The sequence below is a fragment of the Jannaschia pohangensis genome (genome assembly GCF_900113875.1).
Classification (GTDB): Bacteria; Pseudomonadota; Alphaproteobacteria; order Rhodobacterales; family Rhodobacteraceae; genus Jannaschia; species Jannaschia pohangensis.
Genome location: NZ_FORA01000002.1, coordinates 564,785 through 589,469, shown reverse-complemented (window position 1 = coordinate 589,469; position 24,685 = coordinate 564,785). Strand labels below are relative to the sequence as shown.

The window sequence follows — 24,685 nt, the reverse complement described above, 5'->3', positions numbered from 1 at the left end:
CAGCTGGCTAGCAGCCGAATCTTTCCAAACACTGAACGCCCAAAATCCGGCGTTCAGCGTCGCTTGTTAACCGACGGTTAAACCTTCTTGGCGACACTGGCCGAATGATGGTTCGTATCGAAATCGCCTGCATGTCCGCAGCACTGGTATTTTTCGTTTCCGCGGTTCTGGCGGTGGCATCGGGCTAGCCTTCGCGCGGGGGCGTCACCATCCCGACCTTCACCGCATCGCGCGCCATGAACCGGTTCAGATAGCTGTCCAGGTTGTCGAAGTCCGACCAACCGACGGCGTCCTTGGTCCCGTAGAAATTCAACGCATTAAGCCATGGGGCGATGGCGATGTCGGCGATAGAGAAGTCATCGACGAGCCATTCCCGGTCTCCGAGCGCGCCAGACAGGACGCTCAGCAGACGCCGCGCTTCGTCGGTGTAGCGCTGGCGCGGGCGGGGGTCTTCGATCTGTGCCCCCGCGAACTTGGCGAAATACCCAAGTTGACCCAGCATCGGTCCCAACCCGCCCATCTGCCACATCAGCCATTGCGTGACCTTCGCCGAAGACGCCGAATCGGCACCCATCAGACGGCCTGTCTTGCCGCCCAGATACAGAAGGATAGCGCCGCTTTCGAACAGGCCGATGGGTTCGCCGTCCGGGCCATCGGGGTCGATGATCGCGGGAATCTTGTTGTTGGGGCTGAGCGACAGGAATTCGGGCGACCTGACGTCCGCATCGGACAGCGTGACGCGGTGCGCCTCGTAGGGGAGGCCCAATTCCTCGAGCGCGATGGCAACTTTCACGCCGTTCGGGGTCGGAAAGCTGAACAATTGCAAGACACTCGGGTCGCGCGGGGTCCAGCGTTGCGTGATCGGAAAGGCGGAGAAATCGGCCATGGGGCCTCCTTTGGTTGCAACTCCAGCCTACAGGAGCATTTGCGAAACAAAACGGGTGACATTCGTGCACAATCTGACAGAACGTGTGCGCGTATGTCCAACCGGGCCTACGGGGGATCAGAATGACTGAGGGACCAACATGATCAACGAATTCAAGGATTTTATCGCCAAGGGCAACGTTATGGACCTGGCGGTCGGCATCATCATCGGCGCAGCGTTTACCGCGATCGTTTCAAGCCTGGTCGGCGACCTGATCAATCCGATCATCGGCCTGATCCTGGGCGGCGTCGACTTCACCAGCATGTATCTCGTCCTGTCCGGCGAAGTGGCTGACGGTGTCGGTCTCGATGCGGCCCGCGAAAGCGGCGCGGCAATCTTTGCCTACGGAGCCTTCGTTACGGCCTGCATCAACTTCCTGATCATCGCCTTCGTGGTTTTCATGCTGGTCAGGATGGTCAACAAACTGAAGTCCGCAGCGGTCAAGCCCGACGATGTGGCCCCGGAAGTCGAAACGGGTCCGTCGGAGCTCGATGTGCTTCTGGAGATCCGCGACAGCCTGAAGCGCGGCGCGGCCTGATCTACTACCTGAAATGCCTAAGGGCCCGCCGATGTCGGCGGGCCCTTTTTCATGGCCAGTTGGCGGGCGTTTGATCCGAACTCAGGCCAGAACGCTGTCCGCGCTGACCGAACTCATCCCGAGCGCTTCGCCGACGGCGGCATAGGTGATCTGACCGGCATGGACGTTCAGACCGTTCTTGAGGTGAACGTCCTCGGCGCAGGCCCGTTTCCAACCCTTGTCGGCCAGCGACAGCAGGAACGGCAAAGTCGCGTTGCCCAAGGCGAGAGTCGAGGTGCGGGCCACGGCGCCCGGCATGTTGGCCACGCAATAATGCATGATCCCGTCGACCTCATAGATCGGGTCTTCGTGGGTCGTGGCCTTCGATGTCTCGAAACATCCACCCTGATCGATGGCGACGTCGACGATTGCTGCCCCTGGCTTCATGTGGCCGAGGTCCGCGCGCTTGACCAGCTTGGGGGCGGCGGCCCCCGGGATCAGCACGGCGCCGATGACCATGTCGGCCGCCATCACCAGCTCGGCGGTGTTGCCGGCGCTGGCGAAGCGGGTGCGGAAGGTGCCGCCGAAGGCATCGTCAAGGTAACGCAGGCGGGGCAGGGACCGGTCAAGGACCGTGACGTCCGCGCCCATGCCCGCCGCGATCTTGGCCGCATGGGTGCCGACGACACCGCCGCCGATGACGACGACCTGTGCGGGGCCCACGCCCGGAACGCCGCCCAACAGAACGCCGCGTCCGCCGTTGGCCTTTTGCAGCGTCCAGGCACCGACCTGCGGCGCAAGACGGCCCGCGACTTCGGACATGGGCGCCAGAAGCGGCAGGCCGCCGGCCCGGTCGGTCACGGTTTCATAGGCGATGCAGGTCGCGCCGCTGGCCAGCAGGTCCTTGGTCTGATCGGGATCGGGGGCCAGGTGCAGATAGGTGAAGAGCAACTGCCCTTCGCGCAGGCGGGCCCGCTCGACGGCCTGCGGCTCCTTGACCTTCACGATCATGTCGGCGGTCGCAAAGACTTCCTCGGCGGTATCGACGATCTTCGCGCCGACGGCGGTGTATTGGGCATCGTCGAAGCCCGAGCCGGTTCCGGCGTTCGTCTCGATTACCACATCATGGCCATGCGCGATGGCTTCGAGCGCGGCCATCGGTGTCATCCCGACGCGAAATTCCTGTGGTTTGATTTCCTTGGGGCAACCGATCAGCATTTTGAGACTCCCTGTGCGTGATTGCGGGGAATTTAGGCGTGACGATGCGGGGTTTCGTCTCTATCAGGGGCGCGAAATCGAAATGGTGCGCAAGAAATTTGCATCGATACGAAGAATACCGGGAAAAATTTTCATGGATGCCCTCATCGACGAAACGGATGCCCGGCTGCTGCGCCTGGTGCAGCGCGATGCCCGACTCACGGCGGCACAGTTGAGCGAGCGGCTGAACCTGTCGCCCTCTGCCTGCCATCGCAGGTTGCAGCGGCTGGAGGCTTCGGGCGTGATCCGCAACACCGTCGCCCTGTTGAATGCGCGTGCGGTCGGGCGGCCCACGACGGTCTTCGTCGAGATCAGCCTGTCGACCCAGGCCGACGACGTGCTCGACGCGTTCGAGGCGGCGGTGGCGCGCATCCCGGACGTTCTGGAATGTCACTTGATGACGGGGTCTTACGACTACCTCCTGAAGGTCGTCGCCCGCGATTCAGAAGATTTCGCGACGATCCATCGCCGCCACCTCGCGCGGCTGCCCGGGGTGGCGAAGTTGCAGTCGTCCTTCGCCCTCAAGACGGTGTTCAACACCACGGCGTTGCCGGTCTAAGGCAGGGGTCAGAGCAGGGAAAAGCCCGCCATGACAAGCCCGCCCGCGACGACGGCCAGGATGACATCGCGCCGCCATGCACCGACGCCCAGGGCAACGGCGGCGGCCAGCAGGCGCGCCGCGTCGGGCGTGCCGCCCGTCGCCTCGGGCCAGACCACCAGGGGGGCGACCAGCCCGGGCAGAACCGCCACGCCGGTATAGCGCAGATGGCGCAGGAGCCAGGGCGGCAAGGGCCTGTCGCCAACGATTCCGATGAACACGAAGCGCGTCAGATAGGTCAGCACCCCGAGGGCGGCGATGATGCCCCAGACCCCTGCCGTGCTCATGACCGTCGCTCCACTTCGGCACCGGTCAACAAGGCGAGGCAGGCCGCGATGATCAGGCCCAGGTTCCACGGCACCCAGGCAAACAGCAGCGCCGCCACGACCGAGACGAAGGCCGCGGCGACATGGGCGCGGGTCTTCAGCATCGGGCCGACGAGGGCCAGAAAGGCGAGCGGCATGGCGAAATCGAGCTGCCATCCCTCGGGGACCTGCGCGCCCAGTACGGCCCCCGCCCAGGTCGCGCCGACCCATCCGGGAAAGACCGGCACCGCCACTCCCGCGAAGAACGCGACCTTGTCGGCAACGCTCCAGGCGGGTTCCTCCTCGAAGACTTCGGCAGAAATCGCATAGGTCTGATCGACCAACAGGTAGGACACGATGGCCCGCTGCCAGAGTGGCGCTGACCCCAGATGCGGCACCATGGCCGCCGAATACATCACCATCCGCAGGTTCACCGCGAGCGCGGACAGCACGACAACAACAGCTGGAACACCGTCGGCCATCAGCTGCACCGCCGTGAACTGCGACGCGCCTGCGATGACCAGCACGGAAAACCCCATGATCTGCGCGATCGGCAAGCCGATTTCGGCGGCCAGCACGCCGAACAACGCCCCGAACGGCACGATGATGACGATGAAGGGAAACCCTGCCGCCAATCCCTTTCGGAACGGGCTGCGGAATACGCTTGGCACTGCTTGCATCCCGTGTTCGTGGCGGACACTCTGTCCTAAGCGCCGTTTCCGAAGGTCTCAAGTGTCCACTGTCATCCCCGCCACCCTGCGTGTCGCGCCCGACCCGACCGCGCCCCGCCTGACCCGCGCGGTCCAGGGCGTCGACGAAAGCGGCGCGACGATCGACCTGCGTGTGGTCGAGGAGCGTCCGCTGACAATCTATCTGAATGCGCGCGAGATCGTGACGGCCATGACCATCGGCGATCATCCCGAATGGCTGGCCCTTGGGTTTCTGACCAATCAGGGGATGCTGCGCGCGTCCGACAGAGTGTCGGCCGTCGATTATGACGCGGAACTCGACACCGTGGTCGTCCGCACGGAAATCGAGACGGATCACGAGGCGAAGCTGGCCCGCGCGACGCGCACATCCGGCTGTGCCGTGGGCACGGTTTTCGGCGACATGATGGAGGGGCTCGCGGGGCTGACCCTGCCCGCCACGCCGCTGCGGGTGTCCGACCTGCGGGCGATGTCGGTCGCCATCAACCGCACACCGAGCCTTTACCTCGAGGCGGGGGCGATCCACGGCACCTGCCTGTGCCAGGGGCCCGATCCCCTTGCCTATTTCGAAGACGTGGGACGCCACAATGCCGTCGACAAGCTGGCGGGCTGGATGCGGGTGACGCAGACCGATCCCTCCGACAAGACGCTTTATACCACGGGCCGTTTGACCTCCGAGATGGTGATAAAATGCGCTCTGATGGGCATACCATCCCTCGTCTCGCGCTCCGGCTTCACGGCGTGGGGGGTGGAAATCGCGCGCGAGGTCGGCCTCACCGTCATCGGCCGCCTCAAGGGGAGCCGCTTCGTCTGTCTGAGCGGGGAGGAGCGGATGGTGTGGGACGCGCCATGATTGATGATCGTCACCGGAAAGATCCCGAGTCGCGGCCCTTCATGCAAATCGGGGCACCCCGATGATCCTGCGGGCGATCATCGCCGTATGCATCCTGTTTGCCGGTTACGTAGCGGTCTTTTCGCTGACGGCCCGGGACCTGGTCGGTTTCCGATCCTCGGTTTCTGGTGCCGGGTCGGACCCCGGTTTCCCCGAAGGATGCCTACCCGAGCTTGGATGCCGCGCCCAGACCGATCCGTTTCCCGAAGGCCTGCGGGTACCCGCGACCGAGCCTCTGGTGTCCTGCAATCTCAACGTCGATGAACAGGGTGCCGATCCGCGCAGCTACGCGCTCTGGCGTCCGCGTTCGCTTGCCGAGCATGAGTTCTGCCTGTCCACGATCGCGCTTTTGATCGGCGATTGGCGGCTTGTGGCGGCGTGGATGAAGGCCATGCGGTTCGATGACGACGACAGCTTGCGACTTGTCCCCTATATCGGCGGCGCGGGCGTGGTTGCCGGCGGTGATCTGACCGGCATTCGTCTGGCCACAGGGCTGCCGGAAATCGGTCGCAGCCCGGTCAGTCAGTCGCGCAACAATCATCGGGGTCCGATCCTGATGCGGGCGCTGGTGAACCCGCGGGGCATTGTGGAAGAAGTCACGCTGCTCCCGGCTCGTTTCCGATGATTCAGCCCCATGGCCTCATCCTTGCGGGCGGCAAGGCGACGCGGATGGGCGGCGGTGACAAGGGGCGTCTGCCGCTTGGCGGGCGCAGCGTCATTGCCCATGTCATCGATGCCTTCGCCCCGCAGGTTGACCGCCTGGCGCTCAACGCCAACGGCGATCCGGACCGATGGTCCGATCTAGGCCTTCCCGTTCTGCCCGATACCGTGGCCGACCATCCGGGGCCTTTGGCCGGAGTTCTGGTCGGCCTCGACTGGGCCGCGACCCTCGGGGTTCCCCATATCGTGACGGCGGCGGCCGACACGCCCTTCCTGCCGCGCGATCTGGTCCCGCGTCTGCTGGAGGCCGCCGGGCCGTCCGGTCTTGCCCTCGCCGCCACGCGGGAGGGCGACAGGACATGGCCGCAGCCGACCTTCGGCCTCTGGCCCGTTGCACTGCGCAAGGATCTGCGAGAGGCGCTGGCGGGCGGGACGCGCAAGATCCTGCATTGGACCGACCGGCACGAGGCGGCTTTGGCGATCTTCCCGACCGAGCCCTGGGACCCGTTCTTCAACATCAACACGCCGGAAGATCTGGCAACTGCAGAGGTGATGACATGATCCTGCGCGGCATCATCGGGCACAAGAACGCGGGCAAGACGACGTTGACAGTGGCCCTTGTCGCCGAACTCGCCTCACGCGGTCTGCGGGTCAGCACGCTGAAGCGCACGCATCACGCGCTCGACCTCGACACCCCGGGCACCGACACCCACCGTCACCGGATGGCGGGGGCCGCGCAGGTCGTGCTGGCCACCGATCATCGCCTTGCCCTGCTCGAAGAGCTTTCGGCGCCGCCCAGTCTCGACCAGCTTCTGACCCGCCTCGCCCCCTGCGACGTCGTGCTGGCCGAAGGCTGGAAACACGGAGATCATCCGCGGATCGAGGTCTGGCGGCCCGACATCGGTCAGCCGCCCCTGGCACGTGCCGATCCCTCGATCCTGGCGGTGGCAGCACAGGGCGATCCGGGGGTGGCGCAGCCTGTCCTCGACCTTGACGACGTTCCTGCGATTGCGGATTTCCTGTGTTCGATCTGATCCTCGTGGCCGATTGGTCATCGGCGGCCAAGCCGACCGGCAAGACCCCCCGCAAGGACGCGATCTGGGTCTGTGCCGACCTTCGCGGAACCCAAGCGGTCGAATACTTTCCGACCCGTGCCACGGCCTTGGCCTGGATCGAAGAATGGCTTTCGCAGGGCCACCGCACCCTCCTCGGTTTCGACTTCGCCATGGGGTACCCCGTCGGCTTTGCCGAACGCCTGACCGGAGAGGTCTCTGCCCTGGCCGTCTGGGACTGGCTCGCCGCGCGCATCACGGACGGGCCGGACAACGCCAACAACCGCTTCGCCGTGGCCGAGGCGATCAACCGCGCCTTCCCCGGTGTTGGTCCCCTTTGGGGGCGGCCCGCGACGCATGACCATCCCGACCTGCCCGAAAAGGGAAGCCTGCGCCAAGGTCACGGAATCCCCGATCACCGCGTGGTCGATGGGTTTGCCACCTCCGCCCAGTCCGTGCTGAAGCTGTTCACCACCGGATCCGTCGGGGGACAAAGCCTTGTGGGCCAGGCCGCCCTTGCGGGTCTTCGCAGGCGACACCCGTCCCTGCGCGTCTGGCCGCAGGAAACCGGCTTTCGCCTGCCCGAAGGCGACAGTCTTCTGGTCGAGGTCTACCCCAGTCTCCAGCCCCCCGCCGATCACCCGATAAAGGATGCGGGTCAGGTCATCGCAACGGCGCGGGCCCTGCGGGGGGCCAGCCGCGACTGGTTCACGGCGCCGGGTGTGCAGGACGATGCGGACCGGGTGGCGACCGAGGAAGGCTGGATCCTTGGCGTGTTGCCCCCGTCCAACTGCTTTGCCCTGCCGCCGGGAACCGATTGGACGCCGGTCGATGTGGCGCTGGAGACGCTCCGCAAGGGCGCGACCTGCGTCTGTACGCCCGAAGATGTCGCCATCGGCGATGCGACGGGCCGAATCCTCGCCTCCGATCTGACCGCGCTCCGCGCCAATCCACCCGCCGCCAATGCCGCCGTGGACGGGTGGGGGTTCGCCCGGTCGACCCTGCGACCCGGCGGCATCCCCGTCCAACCTGGTCGCGCCGCCGCGGGCCATCCCTTCGATGGTACCGTGGCCGCTGGCTCTGCCCTGCGCATCCTGACCGGAGCTGCGCTGCCGCCCGGCGTCGATACCGTCGCACTCCAAGAGGACGCGCATGTGCAGGATGATCTGCTGCACCTCAAGGCGATCCCGAAGGCCGGGGCCAACACCCGCCCCGCTGGCGAAGACGTGGCCCCCGGCGCAGCTGTCCTGTCGGCGGGCACGATCCTGCGGTCTACGGACATCGCCTTTGCCATCGCTGCAGGCCACGGAACCTTGCCCGTCCGCCGCCACCTCAGGGTCGGGGTGCTCAGCACCGGCGACGAATTGACCGCCCCCGGCGGTGCTACCGGAACCGCCGATGTGAACCGGCCGATGCTGTTGTCGATGATGCGGGGATGGGGGCTGACGCCGGTCGATCTGGGAACTGCCCCCGATGACGCGACCCGTCTGGCGACCATGCTCGACGCGGCGAAAGTCGATGCGATCCTGACATCGGGCGGTGCCAGTGCGGGCGACGAAGACCACCTCTCCCGTCTCATCCGCGCGCGCGGCACCCTCGCGCATTGGCGCATTGCCATCAAACCGGGCCGTCCTCTGGCCCTGGGCACCTGGAACGGCACGCCGCTCTTCGGATTGCCCGGCAACCCCGTCGCCGCCTTTACCTGCGCCGCCCTGTTTGCACGCCCGGCCCTGCTCGCCATGGCCGGGGCGGGATGGCGGCGTCCCACGGGGCTGGTCGTGCCCGCCGCCTTCACCAAGTCAAAGAAAGCCGGCCGCACCGAAATCCTGCGTGCACGCCTGCGCGAGGGGCGGGCCGAAGTGTTCCCCTCCGAAGGATCCGGCCGCGTCTCGGGCTTGTCCTGGGCCGAAGGCTTCGTCGAATTGCCCGACTCCGCCGCCAAAGTCACACCGGGCTCGCCGGTCCGCTACATCCCCTTCTCGGAACTCGGCCTCGGCTGACTGCGCCCTGCGAACGCGTCTTTCTTTGCTTCCAGAATACTCCGGGGATCCGGGGGCTGGCCCCCGGACCTCTCAACGTTTGATGCCGTTCGCCCTGGCGACGAAATCCACAAGGTGCGGCACGTAATCCTCGGGTCCGTCCCCGCCCGTGTTCACGGCCATCGCATAGGAATTCTTGACCGCCCCCTGCACCGGGTTCGCAACGCCGGTCCCGTCCGCCATTGCGGCCAGATAACTCATGTCCTTGAGCGCATTGGTCAGGGTGAACTTGTGCGCCTCGCGGTTCCCATCCACGGCATAGCCCATGAAGGTCTGGTAGAAGCCGCAGTCCATCCGGCTTCCCCGGATCACGCTGTCGAACATCTCGGTGCCCACGCCCGATTTCTCGGCCAGCGTAAGCGCCTCGGCATAGAGCGCGCCGTATCCCATGGCGAGGAAGTTGTTGAGCAGCTTCATCGTGTGCCCCGCGCCAGGGCCTCCGATCCGCACGATGGTCTTGGCCCAGGTGGCGATCACCGGTTTGACCCGGTCGAACACCGCCTCATGGGCGCCGACCATCGCCGCCAGCTCTCCGGTCGCGGCCTGCGCCGGGGTGCCGCCCAACGGGGCATCAAGCCAGTGCAATCCGGCTGCTTCGGCCTTGGCGGCCAGTATCTTGGTCGATACCGGGTTCGAGGTGGAGCAATCGACGATCACCCCGCCCTTGGCCATCTTGGCCAGCAGGACCTCGACGATGCCCTCGACCTGCGGCGAGCCGGGGGCGCAGATGTGGACGATGTCCGATGCCTTCGCCAGGGCGGCCAGATCGTCGGCTTCGGCCGCGCCTTTGGCCGCCAGGTCCTCGATGGGTGCGCGGTTGCGGTGCGCGATGACGGTCAGTGGATGGCCCGCCCCCAATAGACTGGCCGCCATCCCGTGACCCATCAGGCCCACGCCCACGAATCCGATCTTTTCCATGTCGTCCTCCCTTCGGCCATGCCGCTCAGATCGAGCCTGCCTCGACCATGTAGTTGTTCGCGCTGCACATCTTGGCATCGTCAGACGCAAGGAACAAAACCATCCGCGCAACATAGACCGGGTCGATCAGGTCCGGCAGGCACTGCCGCTTGCGATGCGCCTCCAGCGCCTCGGGCGTGGCCCAGAGGTCCTTCTGCCGCTCGGTCATGATCCAGCCGGGCACCACGGTGTTGACCCGGATACGGTCGCGGCCCAATTCGCGGGCCATGGTCCGGGTCAGGCCGTGGACGGCGGCCTTGGCGGTGGCATAGGCCGGAAAGCCGCCGCCCGCCTCCCACCAGGAATTGGAGCCCATGTTGATGATCGACCCGCCGCCCTTGGTCGCCATGTCGGGGGCCACTGCCTGAATGGCAAAGAACATGTGCCGCAAATTGGTGTGCTGCCGCTCGTCCCAATAGCCGGGCGTCACCGCGCGCCAGTCGTGGCGGTCGTCGCGGGCGGCATTGTTCACCAGAACATCCGCCCCGCCGATCCGGTCGCGCAGAGCCGCGAATGCGGCGCGCAGTGCGTCGATATCGCGCAGGTCGCAAACCTCGAAGGTCACGCCGTCCAGGCCTTCGGCCATGCGCGCCGCCCCGTCCGCGTCGATGTCGAGGAAGCCGACCTTCGCCCCCTGAGCGGCGAAGGCCTTCACGATCTCGGCGCCGATGCCCGATGCGCCGCCGGTCATCATGACGGTCTTGCCGCGCAGCGACGGATAGGAGGCGAATTCGGACATGGGAACTCCGGTGCGGTATCAGGGGTATGTGTCAGGCATAGCGGGATCGCACCCTAGGCGCGTCAGGCTTTGGGACGCAACCGGATGACGACATCCACCTTGGCGATTTCCATGCCGTCGGGCACGTCGGGCAGGTTGACGATCTTCATCGCCTCGTGGCCCGCATCGGTCAGCCGCCCGTCGTCTTCCCAATAGAAGTGCGGATGATCGTCGAGCCTCGTGTCGAAATAGGATCCGGTTCCGTCGACCGTGATCTCCTGCACCAGGCCCGCCTCGGAAAAGGCGCGCAAGGTGTTGTAGACGGTCGCCAGCGACACCTTGTCGCCCGATTGCCGGGCCGCGTCGTGGAGCCATTCCGCCGTCACATGCCGGTCGCGGCCATCGCCCACAAGCAACGACGCCAGCAGGACCCGCTGCCGTGTTGGGCGCAGGTCGGCACGGGCCAGCCAGGTCTCGCCCCGGCTGCGGGCTGTGTCTGTCGTGGTCATTGGTCACCATATAGGGCCGGATGGTGACGGTTTTCAAACGGATTCACCGTCTTTGAATGACGCGGCCTTGCGCGCACGCAGGGTTGCGAGGCTGAAACATGCGGTGATAGAGGGGCAGAAAGATTGGCAGGGGGTAAGATGGGCCAGTATCCGACGACATTCGATCGTGACGCGCTGCTTGCATGCGCCCGCGGAGAGCTGTTCGGGCCGGGCAATGCCCAGTTGCCCGCGCCCCCGATGCTGATGATGGACCGGATCACGGATATCTCGGGCGACGGCGGTCTGCACGGCAAGGGCCATGTGGTGGCCGAATTCGACATAACGCCGGACCTTTGGTTCTTCGACTGCCATTTCCCCGGTAACCCGATCATGCCCGGGTGCCTCGGCCTCGACGGGTTGTGGCAATTGACGGGTTTCAATCTGGGCTGGCGCGGCTGGCTCGGACGGGGCTATGCGCTCGGCGTGGGCGAGGTGAAGCTGACCGGGATGGTCCGGCCAGACCGCAAGAAACTCACCTACAAGGTGGACTTCACCAAGGCCCTGCAAACCCGTCGCCTGACCATGGGCGTGGCCGACGGGATCGTCGAGGCCGACGGCGAAGTCATCTATATCGTCAAAGACATGAAAGTCGCTCTCTCCGAGAGCTGAGGGAGGAATCCAATGTTGCGTCGTGTCGTCGTCACCGGGATCGGAATCGTCTCGCCCATCGGAAATACCCCCGATGAGGTCGAGGCTTCGCTTCGGGCGGGCAAGTCGGGGATCACCTTCTCCGAAAGCTATGCCGAACATGGCTTCCGCAGCCAGGTTCACGGCGTGCCGGACATCGTCCTCGAAGATCATATCGACAAGCGACAGCTGCGTTTCATGGGGCCGGGGGCGGCGTACAACTATATCGCCATGGAGCGCGCGATTGCCGATTCCGGGCTGGAGCAGACCGACGTCTCCAACGAACGCACGGGTCTGGTGATGGGGTCAGGCGGGCCATCGACCTCCAACTTCTTCACGGCCTTCGACACGGTCATCAACAAGGGCAGCCCCAAGCGGATGGGCCCCTTCATGGTGACGCGGTGCATGTCGTCCACCAACTCGGCCTGTCTTGCGACGCCGTTCGGCATCAAGGGCGTGAATTATTCCATCACCTCGGCCTGCACCACGTCGCTGCACTGCATGGGCAACGGGGTCGAGCAGATCCAGTTCGGCAAGCAGGACATCGTCTTTGCCGGCGGCGGCGAGGAGGTCGACTGGACCCTGTCGTGCCTTTTCGATGCCATGGGCGCCATGTCGTCCAAGTACAACGATGCGCCCGAGACCGCGTCGCGCCCCTATGATGCCACCCGCGACGGGTTCGTCATCGCGGGCGGCGCGGGTGTCGTCGTTCTGGAAGAGCGGGAGCGGGCAATCGCGCGCGGCGCCAAGATTTACGGCGAAGTGACCGGATACGGCGCGACCTCCGACGGGGCCGACATGGTGGCGCCCTCGGGCGAAGGCGGAGAACGGGCGATGCGCCTGGCACTCAGCCAGCTGCCCGAGGACCGCAAGATCGGTTATGTGAATGCGCACGGCACCTCGACGCCAGTCGGCGACATCAAGGAGATCGTGGCCCTGCGCAACATCTTCGGCGAGGGGAATACCCCGCCGGTGGGATCGACCAAGTCGATGACCGGGCACAGCCTTGGGGCGGCGGGCGTTCAGGAAGCGATCTATTCGATGCTGATGATGAACAAGGGCTTTATCGCCCCGTCCATCAACGTCACTACCCTCGACCCTGAACTGGCCCCCGCCGAGATCAATACGGAGCTGAAAGAGGGGGTGGAGATCGACTCCATCCTGTCCAATTCCTTCGGGTTCGGCGGGACGAACGGCACCGTCATCATCTCCAAGCACAGGGACTGAGGTCATGGGTCTGATGGAGGGGAAGCGCGGCCTGATCATGGGTGTGGCCAACGAACGCTCCATCGCCTGGGGGATCGCAAGGGCCATGGCCGAACAGGGGGCCGAAATGGCCTTCACCTACCAGGGCGAGGCATTCGGGAAACGCGTCCTGCCGCTCGCCGAAAGCTTGGGTTCATCGGTGATGGTCGACGTCGATGTGACCGACGATTCGTCCCTCGATGCTGCCTTCGAGACGCTGGCCGACTGGGGTCGGCTCGACTTCGTCGTCCATGCCATCGCCTTCTCGGACAAGTCGGAATTGACGGGCCGGTTCGTCAACACGAGCCGGGCCAACTTCAAGCATTCATTGGATATTTCCTGCTATTCCCTGATCGAGGTGGCGCGCCGGGCCGCGCCCTTGATGACCGAAGGCGGGACGATCCTGACGCTGACGTTCGACGGGTCGCAACGGGTCATGCCGTTCTACAATGTGATGGGGGTCGCCAAGGCCGCGCTCGAGGCGTCGGTGCGCTATCTGGCCGCCGATCTGGGCCCGGACGGTATCCGTGTGAACGCCATTTCGCCGGGGCCGATGAAGACGCTTGCCGGTGCGGCCATCGGGGGGGCGCGCAAGACCTTCCGTCACTCCGAGGCGAACGCCCCACTTCGGGCGAATGCGACACTTGAGGCAGTGGGTGGAACGGCCGTCTATCTGGCGTCTGACATGGGGGCCTGCACGACGGGCGAGGTGATCCACGTCGACGGGGGCTATCACGTCATGGGAATGCCCCATCCCGACAATTTGTAGGAAATCGGCAAACAGTCGCGCATGAAACGGCGGATCGTTGCCGAGATCGGGGTAGAATTTGCCTTAATCTCCTCATTTTGAAGAAAATTGGCCCCATTCTTGCCACGAGCCGATGCGATATCTGACTCCAAGACAATTTTTTGAAGGGCGATTTTGCCATGTCCCTTATCGGGAACTTCATTCACGACGAGACGGGCGGCATTACGCTTGATTGGGTCGTACTGACGGCAGTGATCGTCGGCACCGGTATTTCGGTGCTTCAAACCGTGTCCGGTGGCATTGAAAACGCCTCCGTCGACACCGCGACGGCCCTGCGGGGCCAAGTCATCAAGCAGAGCTTTGAATCCGACCTGTGCGACCATGGCATCGAGGGGCTTCGATCCCGAGAGGCGGAGCGCGTGGCACAAGGCGGCAGCGATGCTGTGGATATCGACCATTGGCTGTCCAGTGTCGCCTCTGCCTTCAGCGATGAGACCCTGATGGAAGAGACGGCCCGCGCTGCCGAAGGGCTTGACGACAATGGCGGATGGTCGCGCCAGCATACGATCCAGGGCCTGCTCGAATGCGATGCGGCCCGGCGTGGGCTTGGCTAAGATCGACGCGCGTGTCACTGTCGCCCCGATCTGAAACGGGGGCGGCCATGGCCATCGATACCTGCATCTTCGACGCCTATGGCACGCTGTTCGATGTGACATCAGCCGCGCGTATCGCCGCCGAGGAACCTGCCTTTCCGTCCCTTGCGGATCACTGGAAGAAGGTTGCGGCCGACTGGCGTGACAAGCAGTTGCAATACACATGGCTGCGGGCCGTCACGGGCGATCACGCCGATTTCTGGCAAGTGACCGGCGACGGTCTCGATTGGGCGTTGGAGGCCTCCGGGCTTCAGGAGGACGCGGCGCTGCGCGACCGCCTGATGCAGCTTTACTGGGAGCTGGCGGCCTACCCGGAAGTTCCCGACATGCTCGGCACCCTGCGCGAGGTGGGTCTCGCGACCGGCATCCTGTCGAACGGCTCGCCCGAGATGCTTCAGGGCGCGGTTCAGTCCGCGGGGGTGGGCCGCCTTCTCGACCATGTCCTGAGCGTCGAAAGCGTGGGGATCTTCAAGCCGTCGTCCAAGGTTTACGACCTTGTCGGGCGTGCCTTCGGCTGCGAGGCGGGCGATGTGCTGTTCGTCAGTTCCAACGGCTGGGACGCGGCGGCGGCGGCGGGCTACGGCTTCACGACCGTCTGGGTGAATCGCCTGGGCCTGCCGATGGACCGCCTGCCCGCGCGACCCCACCATGTCTTGCCCGACCTGACCGGGATCCCCGAGCTTGTCGGGTCGCTCTGATGCCCGAGTTCCGTACTTCCGACAATCTGCGACTCTGGTACGAGGATCAGGGCGAGGGGGAGCCGATCCTCTGTCTGTCCGGCCTCACCCGCAATTCGACCGATTTTGACTATGTGCTGCCCTATCTGTTGGGCGAGCATCGGGTGATCCGCCTTGATTATCGCGGCCGCGGCCAGTCACAGCGCGCGCCCGACTGGGGCACCTATACCATCCCGACCGAAGCCCGTGACGTGCTGGAACTGCTCGACCATCTGGGGCTGGACCGCGTGGCGATCCTGGGCACATCGCGAGGCGGTCTCATCGGGATGTCGCTGGCGCTGATGGCGAAACCCCGGCTGGCGGGCCTCTGCCTCGTGGATATCGGGCCCGAGCTGATGGACGAGGGGCTTGAGGTCATCAAGGACTACATCGGCAAGGAGCCCGAGGCGCAGGACCATGAGACCGCCGCCCTGCACCTTGCGACCCTGATGTCCGGATTCGAGGATGTCCCCGCCGACCGTTGGCGCGACGAAGCCCATCGTCGGTATCGCAAGACGCCCGAAGGCGGGCTGACCATCACCTATGACGCCAGGCTGCGTGATGCCGTGCTGGAGGCGGGGGCGCAACCGATGCCGGATCTCTGGCCGCTGTTCGACGCGCTCGACGGCCTGCCGATCGCCTGCATCCGGGGGGTGAACTCCGACCTGCTCTCTGCCGCGACGCTGGCCGAAATGGTGCGCAGGCGGCCCGACATGATCGTGGCCGAGGTGCCGCGTCGCGGTCACGTGCCGTTCCTGGACGAGCCTGAATCGCTGGAGGCATTGAACGAATGGACCCTGTTGATCTGACGGCAATCCGGGGTGCCGCCGCGCGGCTTGAGGGCCATGCGGTCCTGACCCCGCTCCTGAACGCGCCCACGCTCGATGCCGTGTTCGGGCGGCGGATCTACGTCAAGGCGGAGTGCCTGCAAAAGACCGGCAGCTTCAAGTTTCGCGGGGCGTTCAACACCCTGTCGCAACTGACCGACAGCGTCGGCGTCGTGGCGTTCTCGTCCGGCAACCACGCTCAGGGCGTCGCCCTTGCCGCGCAGATGCACGAACTGCCCGCGACGATCATCATGCCGTTCGACGCCCCGGCGGTGAAGATCTCGAACACCCAAGGCTATGGCGCAAAGATCGTGTTCTACGACCGGTTCACCGAAGACCGCGATGCCATCGGGGAGAAGTTGATGGCCGAGCACGGGCTGGACCTTGTCCGGCCCTATGACGACACCCGGGTGATCGCGGGGCAGGGAACCGTCGGTCTCGAACTGCGCGACCAGCTGCCTGACGACATCGATACGGTCTTCGTGTGTTGCGGCGGCGGGGGCCTGACATCGGGGGTCGCCACGGCGCTTGACGGGCGTGCGCAGGTTCACCCGGTCGAACCCCTGGGCTTTGACGATGTCGCCCGGTCCCTGCGGGCGGGAACGCGGCTGGCCAATGCGCCCGAGGCGCGGTCGATATGCGATGCCGTGGTCACGCCGATGCCCGGAGAGGTGACCTTTCCGATCCTGCAACGTCTGTGCGGCCCGGGCCTTGCGGTCAGCGATGACGACGCCCTTCGCGCCATGGCGCTGGCCTGGGCGCATCTGCGGATCGTTCTGGAGCCGGGCGGGGCTGTCGCCCTTGCGGCGGCGCTGTTCCATCATGACGGCGATGTCTGTGCGGTCGCGTCGGGCGGCAACGTGGATCGCGCGATGTTCGAACGGGCGCTGGCAACGGTCGCCTAGGCGCGCGCCTGTCGTCGAAACGCGAGGAACGCCACCACCATCAGGACGCTTGCCGCCAGAAACGGCGCGCCCGGGAAATGCGCGTCGCCGTCCGTGGCGATGTTGAAGAGCCGTGTCATCAGCAAGGGCGAGACGATGGCCGCAATGGCGGTGATCGATGCGAGAACGCCTTGCAATTCGCCCTGGGCATCGTCGGCCGCAACGCGGCTTGCCAGCCCCTGGATCGCCGGCTGGACCAAGGCGCCGACGGCCGAGAACGGCGTCAGCACCAGCATCATCCAGCCATGGGGCACGAAGGCCACGCAGGCGAGGATGACGACGTTGTAGGGCAGGAACCATTGCAAGGTGCGCCGCTCGCCCAGTTTGGGGATGATCCAGCGGATCAGGACACCCTGCACCACGATCATGGATATCCCGTAGACGGCCAGCGAAACGCCGACCATGCGTTCCCCCCACCCGAAGGCCGATTGGGTGAAATAGGCCCAGACCGCCGGATAGACCCAATTCGCGACCTGATAGAAGAACCAGACCAGCAGGATCGCCCCGAGCCCCGGCAGGGCCGTCACGGCCTTGAGCCCGCCAAGCGGGTTGGCGCGGGCAAAGTCGAAGGCCCGCTTCTTGCGCAGGGTTTCTGGCAGGACAAGCAGCCCGAAAAGGAGGTTCAAGCCCGAAAGGATCGCCGCCGCCCAGAAGGGAGCGCGCGGCCCCCATTCCGCCAGCAGCCCGCCCATGGCCGGCCCCAGAACAAAGCCGAGCCCGAAGGCCGCCGAGACAAGGCCGAAGTTCGCCGCCTTCTTTTCGGGCGGCGATATGTCGGCCATGAAGGCGGTCGCGGTCGACATGGTGGCCGCCGCGATCCCCGCGATGATCCGCCCGACCAGCAGGAGCCAGAGGGTCTGCGCCATTGCCATCACGATGTAGTCGACGAAGATCACGGCCATCGACAGCAACAGGACCGGCCTGCGCCCGAAGCGGTCGCTCAGGTTGCCGATGGTCGGGGAAAAGAGGAACTGCATCATCGCATAGCTGGACGCCAGCACGCCGCCCCAGATCGCGGCTTGGCTCAGGTCAGCGCCCTGAACCTGTTGCAGAAGGGCGGGCATCACCGGAAGGATCAGGCCGATTCCCATCGCTTCGATTACGATGGTGAGCAGGATGAAGAGAACGGGGAGTCTGGGCGTCATCGGCGAAACCCAAGTCCCCTGCGCGCGCCGTGACGAGGCAGGAAAACACTACGTTTCCGCATCGGGGCCGCCCTGAACAAAACGGGTCAGAAGGGCGGCGAATTCCCGGGGCTGCTCCACACAAGGCAGGTGCCCTGCGCGACGCATCAGGGCGAATTCCGCGCCGGGGATCAGGTCCGCCGTCTCGCGCATCAGGTCGGGCGGGGTGGACGTGTCTTCCGACCCGGCGATCGCCAGCGTGGGCAGGCGCAAGCTGCTGGTCGGGGTATAGAAGTCGGCACCGGCGATGGCAGCGCAGCATCCGGCATACCCCTCGGGCGGGACTTCGCAGAAACGCCCTCGCCACAGCGCCATGTCGCCCGTCGCCTGAAAATCGCGCCCGAACCAGCGGGCGAGCACGGCGTCGGCGATGCTGGCCATGCCGGAGGTGCGGACGGCATCGATCCGCTCCTGCCACATGGCGCGCGCGCCGATCCGCGCGGCCGTATTCGACAATACCAGTCGATCGATCAGATCGGGGCGTTTGACGGCAAGCCCCTGGGCGATCATCCCGCCGATGGACACGCCGACGAAGATACAGGCCTTGATCCCCAGATCATCGAGGATGGTTTCGGCGTCCGAGACCAGCGTGCCCATGGAATAGGGTCCGGGCGGCACGTCGGACGCGCCATGGCCGCGCTTGTCCCACCGGATCAGGCGAAGGCCATCGGGCAGATGCGGCAGGACGCCATCCCAGAGGCGCAGGTCCGACCCAAGGCTGTTGGCAAAGACGACCGGCAACCCCGAAGGATCGCCGTCTTCGCGAACGTGCAATCGACATCCGTCTCGGGCGGTCAGGTGCAAGGGGTGTCAGGCCTCGTCGCGGCGTTCGTCAAAGCTCAGCTCGATGAACGTCGGGACATGGTCGCCAAGGCCCACAACACGCGGTCCGCTGTCGCGATCATTGCGACCCCGACCACCACGCGACCGATTGCGGTTCTGTTGCGTATCGTTGCGCTGCTGCGGTTGCGGGGCAGGCTCGTGGCGGACCTCGACGGCGGCGACCTGTGCGGGCGCTTCGACGGGTGGCGCATCCTCGGACTTCGGCTTGCTGCGCGACCGGGTGCGGGACGACGTGCGTCGTGGCTTGTCGTCCTCTTCCTCGCGCGTGGCGGGCGCTGCATTGCCGCCGCCGGGCGGGGTCCAGGGGTTTTCGCCCTTGGGAATGTCGGCCTTCACGAGGCTGCGAATGGCATCCAGATACTTTCCGTCCGCCGGGGTGGCGAGGGTATAGGCCGTGCCGAGCTTGCCCGCGCGACCGGTCCGACCGATGCGGTGGACATAATCCTCGGCGTGAGAGGGGACGTCGAAGTTGAACACGTGGCTCACGTTCGGAATGTCGAGGCCGCGTGCGGCCACGTCCGATGCAACCAGGAACTTCAGGCTGCCATCGCGGAACCCGTCAAGGGTGCGGGTCCGGTGCGACTGCTCCAGATCGCCATGGATCGGTTCGGCGTTGTAGCCATGTTTCTTGAGCGACTTGGCGACGACATCGACCTCGACCTTGCGGTTGCAGAAGATGATGGCGTTGCGCAGCGGATCGTCGGCCTTGGCCGAGTCCCGCTCGATGATCGCGCGCAGGATCTCGCGCTTGTCCTTGGCGGCCATGCTTTTGGCCTTGGGAGTATGCTCGACCAGGATCTGGGTGATCGTCTCGGAGGTCGAATTCTGACGCTCCACCTCGATCTTGACCGGGTTCGACAGGAACTTGTTGGTGATCCGCTCGATCTCGGGCGCCATGGTCGCGCTGAAGAACAGGGTCTGGCGCGTGAAGGGCGTCATCTCGAAGATGCGTTCGATGTCGGGGATGAACCCCATGTCGAGCATCCGGTCGGCCTCGTCGACGACCATGATCTCGACCCCGGTCAGCAGCAGTTTGCCGCGCTCGAAATGGTCGATCAGGCGACCCGGCGTCGCGATCAACACGTCCACGCCCCGGTCGATCAGCATGTCCTGCTCCTTGAAGGACACGCCCCCGATCAGCAGGGCCTTCTTGAGGCGGCTGCCCTTGGCGTAATTGTCGAAATTCTCGGCCACCTGGGCGGCAAGTTCGCGCGTCGGCGCCAGCACCAGCGACCGGGGCATCCGGGCGCGCGCGCGGCCCTTGCCCAGTCGGGTGATCATGGGAAGCGTGAAACTGGCCGTCTTGCCCGTTCCCGTCTGCGCGATGCCAAGGACATCTCGGCCTTCGAGAGCGGGGGGAATTGCGCCCGCCTGGATCGGAGTCGGGGTCGTGTAGCCGGTGGCCTCGATGGCCTTGAGAACCTTCGGATCGAGGTTCAGGTCGGAAAAGCTGGTCATGTGCGTCCTGGTTGGAGCCTCGGGCCGTATTGCCCTGCGCTCGGGGGTATGGGACGCGGTTTGGCTTTGCGTCCCTCGAAAAACATCCGTCGCCGCTTTGGCAGACCAGCGCCGCGTAACAAACAAGGGGCCTCGGGTCAACTTCCCGTGGTGACGCGGCGACTTGGCGGCGTCTTGCGGAACGGGAGCGGTCGGCGCCGCGTTGTCCGACGATACATCACAAGCAAGGAGAGCGATATGCCGGTGAAAAGCGCAAGTGCCCATTGGGAAGGCAGCCTGAAAGAGGGCAAGGGGACCATTTCGATGGAATCCGGTGCCTTCGACGCGCAGCCCTATGGTTTCAACACCCGGTTCGAGGACAAGCCCGGCACCAACCCCGAAGAGATCGTCGCCGCCGCCCACGCTTCGTGTTTTTCGATGGCGTTGTCGATGGTGCTGGGAGAGGCCGGAATGACGGCCGACTCGATTGACACGGAGTGCGCCGTCACGCTGGAGCAGAAGGACGGCGGTTTCACTGTCACCGGCTCTCACCTCAAGGTTCGGGTCGCGGTGCCCGGTGCGGAGGATGACAAGGTGAGGGAGGCCTGCGAGACCGCGAAGGCGAATTGTCCGATCTCGAAGTTGTTGAATGCCGAGATCACGATGGATGCGACCATCGTGTGACCGAGCCATGGGCCGGGGCCTTGGCGGCCCCGGTTCCGGCAATCAGCCCGGAACGCGTTTGGCGGCGGTCAAGGTCGCGGCCTGCGCCGTCTCGGGATCGTGGTTCAATTCGAGGGCACCCCGCAGGGTGATCCGCTCTCCCTCGGTCAAGTCAAGCGGCGTGGCAAGCGCCACCTCGAGGGCCGCGGCATGATCGGGCAGGCCGCAGAACGGACACGTGACCATGTCGGACACCAGCATGAGCGTTGTCACCTTTGCGCCCGGCTCGAACCCGTCCATCGGGATGACGAAGCCGGTGATGTCGAATTGCTCCACACCGTTTTCGATGGCCGCAGGGAACGTCTTGATGGCGCGATAGGACGTCTCGGTCATCTTTTCCTGCACGTCGATGCTCCGGATCACGTCCCAGGCGGCTTCGTCGGCATTTGCTCCGCCAGCGAGGACAGCAAAAGGAAGAAGGGCGATGGCCTTGGACTGCATTCCGGACTCCGTCGTGTGATTGGTCTTGGACCTGAGGTCTATCCATCCTGCATGCAAACACAATCAGCCACGCCTGATCTGCGCCGTTTGGCAATTCTTGGCCGATCAGCGGGACGACGATCCGGAAATTCTCGGGTGAAGCAAGGGACTGTATCCCGCCTTCAGGATGGATTGCGTGATCGGGTTGGTGAGGGCCGTCACTTGAGCCAAGGGCAAGGGGCAGGCCGGGCCATAGCCGTCCGGCGTGTAGCGATACGCATTTTCGTTCCATCGCAGATAAGTCGCGCCGCCCAGTTCGAACATCGCGCCTTCTGCCAGTGACGCAGCGTCCATCACATGCCGCGTCAACAGCCGCGCACCCGGAACGGCCCGTGCGTCGTGCAACCGGGCGTCCGCCGCCTTTGGCCCGGGCCAGGTCCCGAAGGCGCGTGCCCAGGCTGTGGCGAAGGCGTGGTAGTCGGCCCGCCGACATTCCGCGCAGGGGCGATGCCCGGCAGAGAGGGCGACCGCCTCGTCAAGGAAGAACAACTCCGTGTAGCGACGGGGCTGGCGAAGCTGTCGCCGACGGCCCCGGAAGGACAGGACGCAACACACCCAGGCCTGATGCGCCCATCGTTTTGGCAGCGCAACGCCTTGGTCATCATGCAGAAGCCCTCGGTTGCCCATCAGGGTGCCACGGCTTTGCATTGCGAGAAAGTCGCCATCCGGCTGGACCCGGTTGGGGTGGGTCACTCGTCCTCGGTCGCCGCGATCAGCGCGGTCAGTCGCGGGTCTGACGCGGCGCGTTTTTCAATGGCGCGCAGGGTTGCGGCATCCCGCTGGCCCAGATCGGCCAGGGCGTCCGACAGCACCTCCGCCCCGTCCAGCCGCGCCCCGGCCACAAGCGCCTTCAGCGCCAATTCCGGATCGTCGGAAATCAGTCGATCCATGACCGCGCCGGTCCAGGCGTCGGGCGTTTCCGCATCGGCCTCGGGCGTCGAGAGATAGCCGATCAGGCGCGCCGCGAACCGGTCCAGAGGCAGGTCGCCGGGGGGCAGGGCGTCGGTGTCATCCGGCAGGCCGAGCGCTTCGGCGACGAGAGCGCGGGGGATGACATCAGGGGGCATCGGAAAACTCACAAAGGCCCCTCGGAGAGACCGCGCCTCCTGCATCAAGACAGTGGTCTGTTTGGATGAAGCCACGGGCTGCCCATCCTAACCAGACGAGCCCGATACCCGAGCAGGCCAAAACCAATCCCCGGATCACACCATCATCTCCTTCGTCGCGCTCAGCGTCACCTCGGGATGATCGCGAACGATGCGGTCGATGTCCCATTGCAGGCGGGTCAGGAAGACCGGGTCGCCGTCGTTGTCATGGGCGATGTGCTGCGTGTTCTTCCTGATGACGTCCTCGACCGCGTCCTTCGGGCCGCTGATCCAGCGGGCGGACTGGAACTGCGAGTTGTCGAAGCGGACGGGCAGGCCGTATTCCAGCTCGATCCGGCTGGCGAGAACCTCGAACTGAAGCGCGCCGACGACGCCGACGATGAAACCCGAGCCTATGGCGGGCTTGAAGACCTTGGCGGCGCCTTCCTCGGCAAACTGCATCAACGCCTTTTCCAGGTGCTTGGCCTTCATCGGGTCGCCCGCCCGCACCCCTTGCAGCAATTCCGGCGCGAAGGACGGGATGCCGGTGAAGCGCAGCGTTTCCCCTTCGGTCAGCGCATCGCCGATGCGAAGCTGGCCATGGTTCGGGATGCCGATGATGTCGCCGGCCCAGGCCTCTTCGGCCAGCTCGCGGTCGGCGGCGAGGAACAGCACGGGGTTGGTGATCGCCATGGGTTTCTTGGAGCGGACATGGGTCATCTTCATGCCGCGTTGAAAATGGCCCGACGCCAGCCGCACGAAGGCGACCCGGTCGCGGTGCTTGGGGTCCATGTTGGCCTGCACCTTGAAGACGAATCCCGTCACCTTCTGCTCGTCTGCCGACACCTGGCGCGGCTCGGCGCGCTGCGGTTGCGGGGGCGGGCCGAATTCGGCGATGCCGGTCATCAACTCCTGCACGCCGAAGCTGTTGATCGCGGATCCGAACCAGATCGGCGTCAGCGACCCTTCGAGAAAGGCCGCGGCGTCCATCGGCGGCAGCAGTTCGCGCGCCATTTCCAGATCTTCGCGCAGCTTGGCCAGCAGGTCGGCGGGCACGTGTTCGGCCAGCTTGGGATCGTCCAGCCCGCTGATCTTGACCGTCGCGGCGACCTTGTTGCGGTCGGCGCGGTCCATCAGTTCCAACCGGTCGTGCAGCACGTCATAGCAGCCGATGAAATCGCGCCCGACCCCTATGGGCCAGCTGGCAGGGGTCACGTCGATGGCCAGGTTTTCCTGAATCTCGTCGATGATCTCGAATGTGTCGCGGCTTTCGCGGTCCATCTTGTTGCAGAAGGTCAGGATCGGCAGGTCGCGCATGCGGCAGACCTCGAACAGCTTCTGGGTCTGGCTTTCCACGCCCTTGGCGCCGTCGATCACCATCACGGCGGCATCCACCGCCGTCAGCGTGCGATAGGTATCTTCGGAGAAATCCGAGTGACCGGGCGTGTCCACAAGGTTGAAACGAAAGTTGCCGGTCCCCCGAACGAAATCGAACGACATGGCTGAGGCGCTGACCGAAATGCCGCGGTCCTGCTCCATCTTCATGAAGTCCGACCGGGTCCGCCGGGCCTCGCCCTTGGCGCGCACCTGACCGGCCATCTGGATGGCGCCGCCATAAAGCAGAAACTTCTCGGTCAGCGTCGTCTTGCCCGCATCGGGATGCGAGATGATAGCGAAGGTCCGGCGGCGGCCGATTTCGGGCGGAAGGATGGGGGCGTTGTCCAGCATGGCCGCGATATAGGCGGGACTGGGGCCGCCCGCAATCGCGCGCGCATTTACCAATTGTTCGGATTCTGGGGCTAGCTCTGGTGACACGTCGTCCGGAGATGCCAACCATGAATGCCTTTCGCACCCCGGCAGGGATCATCGAATTCTGTCTTGCGCTTTTTGGCCGGGTCTTGGGCTGGTGTCTGCGGGACGTTGTTTCGCATCACCTTGAAAGGGCTGCCCCGATATCGGCTCGTGTCGCGGGCCGCAGGCAGTCCGGTTCGTCGCGAC

General features: G+C 65.2%; 29 protein-coding genes. 15 read left to right on the top strand and 14 right to left on the bottom strand.

All coding sequences use genetic code 11. The features are described from left to right. Positions 1-184: 184 nt before the first annotated feature. Positions 185-886 carry a glutathione S-transferase family protein gene (locus BM002_RS09995; protein WP_092780004.1) on the bottom strand — a complete coding sequence of 234 codons (702 nt, stop codon included), beginning with the start codon at positions 884-886 and terminating at the stop codon, positions 185-187. 139 nt (positions 887-1,025) lie between these two features. Between BM002_RS09995 and mscL the strand changes: the two genes are divergently transcribed. Continuing rightward, positions 1,026-1,463, top strand: a complete 438-nt coding sequence (gene mscL, locus BM002_RS09990) for a large conductance mechanosensitive channel protein MscL (RefSeq protein ID WP_092780002.1) — start codon at positions 1,026-1,028, stop codon at positions 1,461-1,463. Positions 1,464-1,544: 81 nt separating this feature from the next. On the opposite strand, the gene ald is transcribed toward mscL, so the two are convergent. Next, a complete protein-coding gene (ald, locus tag BM002_RS09985) occupies positions 1,545-2,660 on the bottom strand; it encodes an alanine dehydrogenase (RefSeq protein WP_092780000.1) in 1,116 nt (371 codons plus the stop codon). Between the two features lie 133 nt (positions 2,661-2,793). On the opposite strand from ald, the gene BM002_RS09980 reads away from it, so the two are divergent. Continuing rightward, positions 2,794-3,258: an Lrp/AsnC family transcriptional regulator gene (locus BM002_RS09980; RefSeq protein WP_092779998.1), complete on the top strand. Its 465-nt coding sequence runs from the start codon at positions 2,794-2,796 to the stop codon at positions 3,256-3,258. An 8-nt stretch (positions 3,259-3,266) separates the two neighbouring features. Here BM002_RS09980 and BM002_RS09975 read toward each other — a convergent pair whose 3' ends face one another. Both BM002_RS09975 and BM002_RS09970 read right to left on the bottom strand, forming a co-directional pair. Beyond that, the gene (locus tag BM002_RS09975; protein WP_092779995.1) at positions 3,267-3,584 is read right to left on the bottom strand and encodes an AzlD domain-containing protein; all 318 of its coding nucleotides are present in this window, start codon (positions 3,582-3,584) and stop codon (positions 3,267-3,269) included. After that, positions 3,581-4,273, bottom strand: coding sequence for an AzlC family ABC transporter permease (locus tag BM002_RS09970; protein ID WP_425431842.1), 693 nt, complete (start codon positions 4,271-4,273; stop codon positions 3,581-3,583). The genes BM002_RS09975 and BM002_RS09970 overlap by 4 nt, the downstream gene beginning before the upstream one ends. 61 nt (positions 4,274-4,334) lie before the next feature. Between BM002_RS09970 and BM002_RS09965 the strand changes: the two genes are divergently transcribed. The 5 genes from BM002_RS09965 to BM002_RS09945 all read left to right on the top strand — a co-directional run bounded on the left by BM002_RS09965 (position 4,335) and on the right by BM002_RS09945 (position 8,913). Further along, positions 4,335-5,162: a formate dehydrogenase accessory sulfurtransferase FdhD gene (locus BM002_RS09965; protein ID WP_245749197.1), complete on the top strand. Its 828-nt coding sequence runs from the start codon at positions 4,335-4,337 to the stop codon at positions 5,160-5,162. 61 nt (positions 5,163-5,223) lie between these two features. Further along, positions 5,224-5,826 carry a hypothetical protein gene (locus tag BM002_RS09960; RefSeq protein ID WP_092779993.1) on the top strand — a complete coding sequence of 201 codons (603 nt, stop codon included), beginning with the start codon at positions 5,224-5,226 and terminating at the stop codon, positions 5,824-5,826. Then, the gene (gene mobA, locus BM002_RS09955) at positions 5,823-6,422 is read left to right on the top strand and encodes a molybdenum cofactor guanylyltransferase MobA (RefSeq protein WP_092779991.1); all 600 of its coding nucleotides are present in this window, start codon (positions 5,823-5,825) and stop codon (positions 6,420-6,422) included. Before BM002_RS09960 ends, mobA begins: the two co-directional genes overlap by 4 nt. After that, positions 6,419-6,895 (top strand): molybdopterin-guanine dinucleotide biosynthesis protein B, encoded by a 477-nt coding sequence (mobB, locus tag BM002_RS09950; RefSeq protein ID WP_092779989.1) that lies wholly within the window; start codon positions 6,419-6,421, stop codon positions 6,893-6,895. The genes mobA and mobB overlap by 4 nt, the downstream gene beginning before the upstream one ends. Continuing rightward, positions 6,883-8,913 carry a molybdopterin-binding protein gene (locus tag BM002_RS09945; RefSeq protein ID WP_092779987.1) on the top strand — a complete coding sequence of 677 codons (2,031 nt, stop codon included), beginning with the start codon at positions 6,883-6,885 and terminating at the stop codon, positions 8,911-8,913. Before mobB ends, BM002_RS09945 begins: the two co-directional genes overlap by 13 nt. 72 nt (positions 8,914-8,985) lie before the next feature. Here the strand turns inward: BM002_RS09945 and BM002_RS09940 are convergent, their stop codons facing one another. From BM002_RS09940 to irrA, 3 genes are all read right to left on the bottom strand, one after another. Beyond that, positions 8,986-9,870, bottom strand: a complete 885-nt coding sequence (locus BM002_RS09940; protein WP_245749196.1) for an NAD(P)-dependent oxidoreductase — start codon at positions 9,868-9,870, stop codon at positions 8,986-8,988. Positions 9,871-9,895: 25 nt separating this feature from the next. Continuing rightward, complete coding sequence (locus tag BM002_RS09935; protein ID WP_092779983.1) at positions 9,896-10,648, bottom strand: SDR family NAD(P)-dependent oxidoreductase; 753 nt, start codon at positions 10,646-10,648, stop codon at positions 9,896-9,898. A gap of 62 nt (positions 10,649-10,710) precedes the next feature. After that, positions 10,711-11,136, bottom strand: a complete 426-nt coding sequence (gene irrA, locus BM002_RS09930; RefSeq protein ID WP_092779981.1) for an iron response transcriptional regulator IrrA — start codon at positions 11,134-11,136, stop codon at positions 10,711-10,713. Positions 11,137-11,274: 138 nt separating this feature from the next. On the opposite strand from irrA, the gene fabA reads away from it, so the two are divergent. The 7 genes from fabA (at position 11,275) to BM002_RS09895 (ending at position 16,896) form a co-directional block, all read left to right on the top strand. Continuing rightward, positions 11,275-11,784 carry a bifunctional 3-hydroxydecanoyl-ACP dehydratase/trans-2-decenoyl-ACP isomerase gene (fabA, locus tag BM002_RS09925; RefSeq protein ID WP_092779979.1) on the top strand — a complete coding sequence of 170 codons (510 nt, stop codon included), beginning with the start codon at positions 11,275-11,277 and terminating at the stop codon, positions 11,782-11,784. A gap of 15 nt (positions 11,785-11,799) precedes the next feature. Then, a complete protein-coding gene (fabB, locus tag BM002_RS09920; RefSeq protein WP_092780584.1) occupies positions 11,800-13,029 on the top strand; it encodes a beta-ketoacyl-ACP synthase I in 1,230 nt (409 codons plus the stop codon). A 4-nt stretch (positions 13,030-13,033) separates the two neighbouring features. After that, positions 13,034-13,816, top strand: coding sequence for an enoyl-ACP reductase FabI (locus tag BM002_RS09915; protein ID WP_092779977.1), 783 nt, complete (start codon positions 13,034-13,036; stop codon positions 13,814-13,816). 158 nt (positions 13,817-13,974) lie between these two features. Continuing rightward, a complete protein-coding gene (locus tag BM002_RS19705) occupies positions 13,975-14,409 on the top strand; it encodes a hypothetical protein (protein ID WP_342707313.1) in 435 nt (144 codons plus the stop codon). Positions 14,410-14,456: 47 nt separating this feature from the next. Next, a complete protein-coding gene (locus BM002_RS09905) occupies positions 14,457-15,146 on the top strand; it encodes a haloacid dehalogenase type II (RefSeq protein WP_092779975.1) in 690 nt (229 codons plus the stop codon). Then, on the top strand, positions 15,146-15,973 hold the full coding sequence (locus BM002_RS09900; RefSeq protein WP_092779973.1) for an alpha/beta fold hydrolase: 828 nt from the start codon (positions 15,146-15,148) through the stop codon (positions 15,971-15,973). Before BM002_RS09905 ends, BM002_RS09900 begins: the two co-directional genes overlap by 1 nt. Continuing rightward, positions 15,955-16,896: a threonine ammonia-lyase gene (locus tag BM002_RS09895; protein WP_092779971.1), complete on the top strand. Its 942-nt coding sequence runs from the start codon at positions 15,955-15,957 to the stop codon at positions 16,894-16,896. Before BM002_RS09900 ends, BM002_RS09895 begins: the two co-directional genes overlap by 19 nt. On the opposite strand, the gene BM002_RS09890 is transcribed toward BM002_RS09895, so the two are convergent. The 3 genes from BM002_RS09890 to BM002_RS09880 are packed head-to-tail and all read right to left on the bottom strand — an operon-like array spanning position 16,893 to position 20,420. Further along, on the bottom strand, positions 16,893-18,080 hold the full coding sequence (locus BM002_RS09890) for a TCR/Tet family MFS transporter (RefSeq protein WP_092779969.1): 1,188 nt from the start codon (positions 18,078-18,080) through the stop codon (positions 16,893-16,895). The two genes, BM002_RS09895 and BM002_RS09890, sit on opposite strands and share 4 nt — an antisense overlap. Before the next feature lie 48 nt (positions 18,081-18,128). After that, positions 18,129-18,893 (bottom strand): 3-oxoadipate enol-lactonase, encoded by a 765-nt coding sequence (pcaD, locus tag BM002_RS09885; RefSeq protein ID WP_245749195.1) that lies wholly within the window; start codon positions 18,891-18,893, stop codon positions 18,129-18,131. Positions 18,894-18,929: 36 nt separating this feature from the next. Next, positions 18,930-20,420: a DEAD/DEAH box helicase gene (locus BM002_RS09880; RefSeq protein ID WP_092779965.1), complete on the bottom strand. Its 1,491-nt coding sequence runs from the start codon at positions 20,418-20,420 to the stop codon at positions 18,930-18,932. A 237-nt stretch (positions 20,421-20,657) separates the two neighbouring features. Here BM002_RS09880 and BM002_RS09875 point away from each other — a divergent pair, with 237 nt between their 5' ends. Next, a complete protein-coding gene (locus BM002_RS09875; RefSeq protein WP_092779963.1) occupies positions 20,658-21,083 on the top strand; it encodes an OsmC family protein in 426 nt (141 codons plus the stop codon). A gap of 42 nt (positions 21,084-21,125) precedes the next feature. Here the strand turns inward: BM002_RS09875 and BM002_RS09870 are convergent, their stop codons facing one another. The 4 genes from BM002_RS09870 to BM002_RS09855 all read right to left on the bottom strand — a co-directional run bounded on the left by BM002_RS09870 (position 21,126) and on the right by BM002_RS09855 (position 24,415). Beyond that, positions 21,126-21,563 carry a hypothetical protein gene (locus BM002_RS09870; RefSeq protein WP_092779961.1) on the bottom strand — a complete coding sequence of 146 codons (438 nt, stop codon included), beginning with the start codon at positions 21,561-21,563 and terminating at the stop codon, positions 21,126-21,128. Positions 21,564-21,668: 105 nt separating this feature from the next. Then, the gene (locus BM002_RS09865; RefSeq protein ID WP_092779959.1) at positions 21,669-22,295 is read right to left on the bottom strand and encodes a hypothetical protein; all 627 of its coding nucleotides are present in this window, start codon (positions 22,293-22,295) and stop codon (positions 21,669-21,671) included. Next, positions 22,292-22,669 (bottom strand): hypothetical protein, encoded by a 378-nt coding sequence (locus BM002_RS09860; RefSeq protein WP_092779957.1) that lies wholly within the window; start codon positions 22,667-22,669, stop codon positions 22,292-22,294. Before BM002_RS09860 ends, BM002_RS09865 begins: the two co-directional genes overlap by 4 nt. Positions 22,670-22,804: 135 nt before the next feature. Continuing rightward, complete coding sequence (locus BM002_RS09855; RefSeq protein ID WP_092779955.1) at positions 22,805-24,415, bottom strand: peptide chain release factor 3; 1,611 nt, start codon at positions 24,413-24,415, stop codon at positions 22,805-22,807. Between the last annotated feature and the right edge of the window lie 270 nt (positions 24,416-24,685).

Coding starts and splice junctions, on each gene's coding strand:
- BM002_RS09975 (WP_092779995.1), bottom strand. CDS start 3,584: ATGAGCACGGCAGGGGTCTGGGGCATCATCGCCGCCCTCGGGGTGCTG.
- BM002_RS09960 (WP_092779993.1), top strand. CDS start 5,224: ATGATCCTGCGGGCGATCATCGCCGTATGCATCCTGTTTGCCGGTTAC.
- BM002_RS09905 (WP_092779975.1), top strand. CDS start 14,457: ATGGCCATCGATACCTGCATCTTCGACGCCTATGGCACGCTGTTCGAT.
- BM002_RS09860 (WP_092779957.1), bottom strand. CDS start 22,669: ATGCCCCCTGATGTCATCCCCCGCGCTCTCGTCGCCGAAGCGCTCGGC.
- ald (WP_092780000.1), bottom strand. CDS start 2,660: ATGCTGATCGGTTGCCCCAAGGAAATCAAACCACAGGAATTTCGCGTC.
- BM002_RS09895 (WP_092779971.1), top strand. CDS start 15,955: ATGGACCCTGTTGATCTGACGGCAATCCGGGGTGCCGCCGCGCGGCTT.
- BM002_RS09900 (WP_092779973.1), top strand. CDS start 15,146: ATGCCCGAGTTCCGTACTTCCGACAATCTGCGACTCTGGTACGAGGAT.
- irrA (WP_092779981.1), bottom strand. CDS start 11,136: ATGACCACGACAGACACAGCCCGCAGCCGGGGCGAGACCTGGCTGGCC.
- BM002_RS09915 (WP_092779977.1), top strand. CDS start 13,034: ATGGGTCTGATGGAGGGGAAGCGCGGCCTGATCATGGGTGTGGCCAAC.
- mscL (WP_092780002.1), top strand. CDS start 1,026: ATGATCAACGAATTCAAGGATTTTATCGCCAAGGGCAACGTTATGGAC.
- BM002_RS19705 (WP_342707313.1), top strand. CDS start 13,975: ATGTCCCTTATCGGGAACTTCATTCACGACGAGACGGGCGGCATTACG.
- BM002_RS09890 (WP_092779969.1), bottom strand. CDS start 18,080: ATGACGCCCAGACTCCCCGTTCTCTTCATCCTGCTCACCATCGTAATC.
- BM002_RS09935 (WP_092779983.1), bottom strand. CDS start 10,648: ATGTCCGAATTCGCCTCCTATCCGTCGCTGCGCGGCAAGACCGTCATG.
- BM002_RS09855 (WP_092779955.1), bottom strand. CDS start 24,415: ATGCTGGACAACGCCCCCATCCTTCCGCCCGAAATCGGCCGCCGCCGG.
- BM002_RS09980 (WP_092779998.1), top strand. CDS start 2,794: ATGGATGCCCTCATCGACGAAACGGATGCCCGGCTGCTGCGCCTGGTG.
- BM002_RS09875 (WP_092779963.1), top strand. CDS start 20,658: ATGCCGGTGAAAAGCGCAAGTGCCCATTGGGAAGGCAGCCTGAAAGAG.
- BM002_RS09870 (WP_092779961.1), bottom strand. CDS start 21,563: ATGCAGTCCAAGGCCATCGCCCTTCTTCCTTTTGCTGTCCTCGCTGGC.
- fabA (WP_092779979.1), top strand. CDS start 11,275: ATGGGCCAGTATCCGACGACATTCGATCGTGACGCGCTGCTTGCATGC.
- mobA (WP_092779991.1), top strand. CDS start 5,823: ATGATTCAGCCCCATGGCCTCATCCTTGCGGGCGGCAAGGCGACGCGG.
- BM002_RS09940 (WP_245749196.1), bottom strand. CDS start 9,870: ATGGAAAAGATCGGATTCGTGGGCGTGGGCCTGATGGGTCACGGGATG.
- mobB (WP_092779989.1), top strand. CDS start 6,419: ATGATCCTGCGCGGCATCATCGGGCACAAGAACGCGGGCAAGACGACG.
- BM002_RS09995 (WP_092780004.1), bottom strand. CDS start 886: ATGGCCGATTTCTCCGCCTTTCCGATCACGCAACGCTGGACCCCGCGC.
- BM002_RS09880 (WP_092779965.1), bottom strand. CDS start 20,420: ATGACCAGCTTTTCCGACCTGAACCTCGATCCGAAGGTTCTCAAGGCC.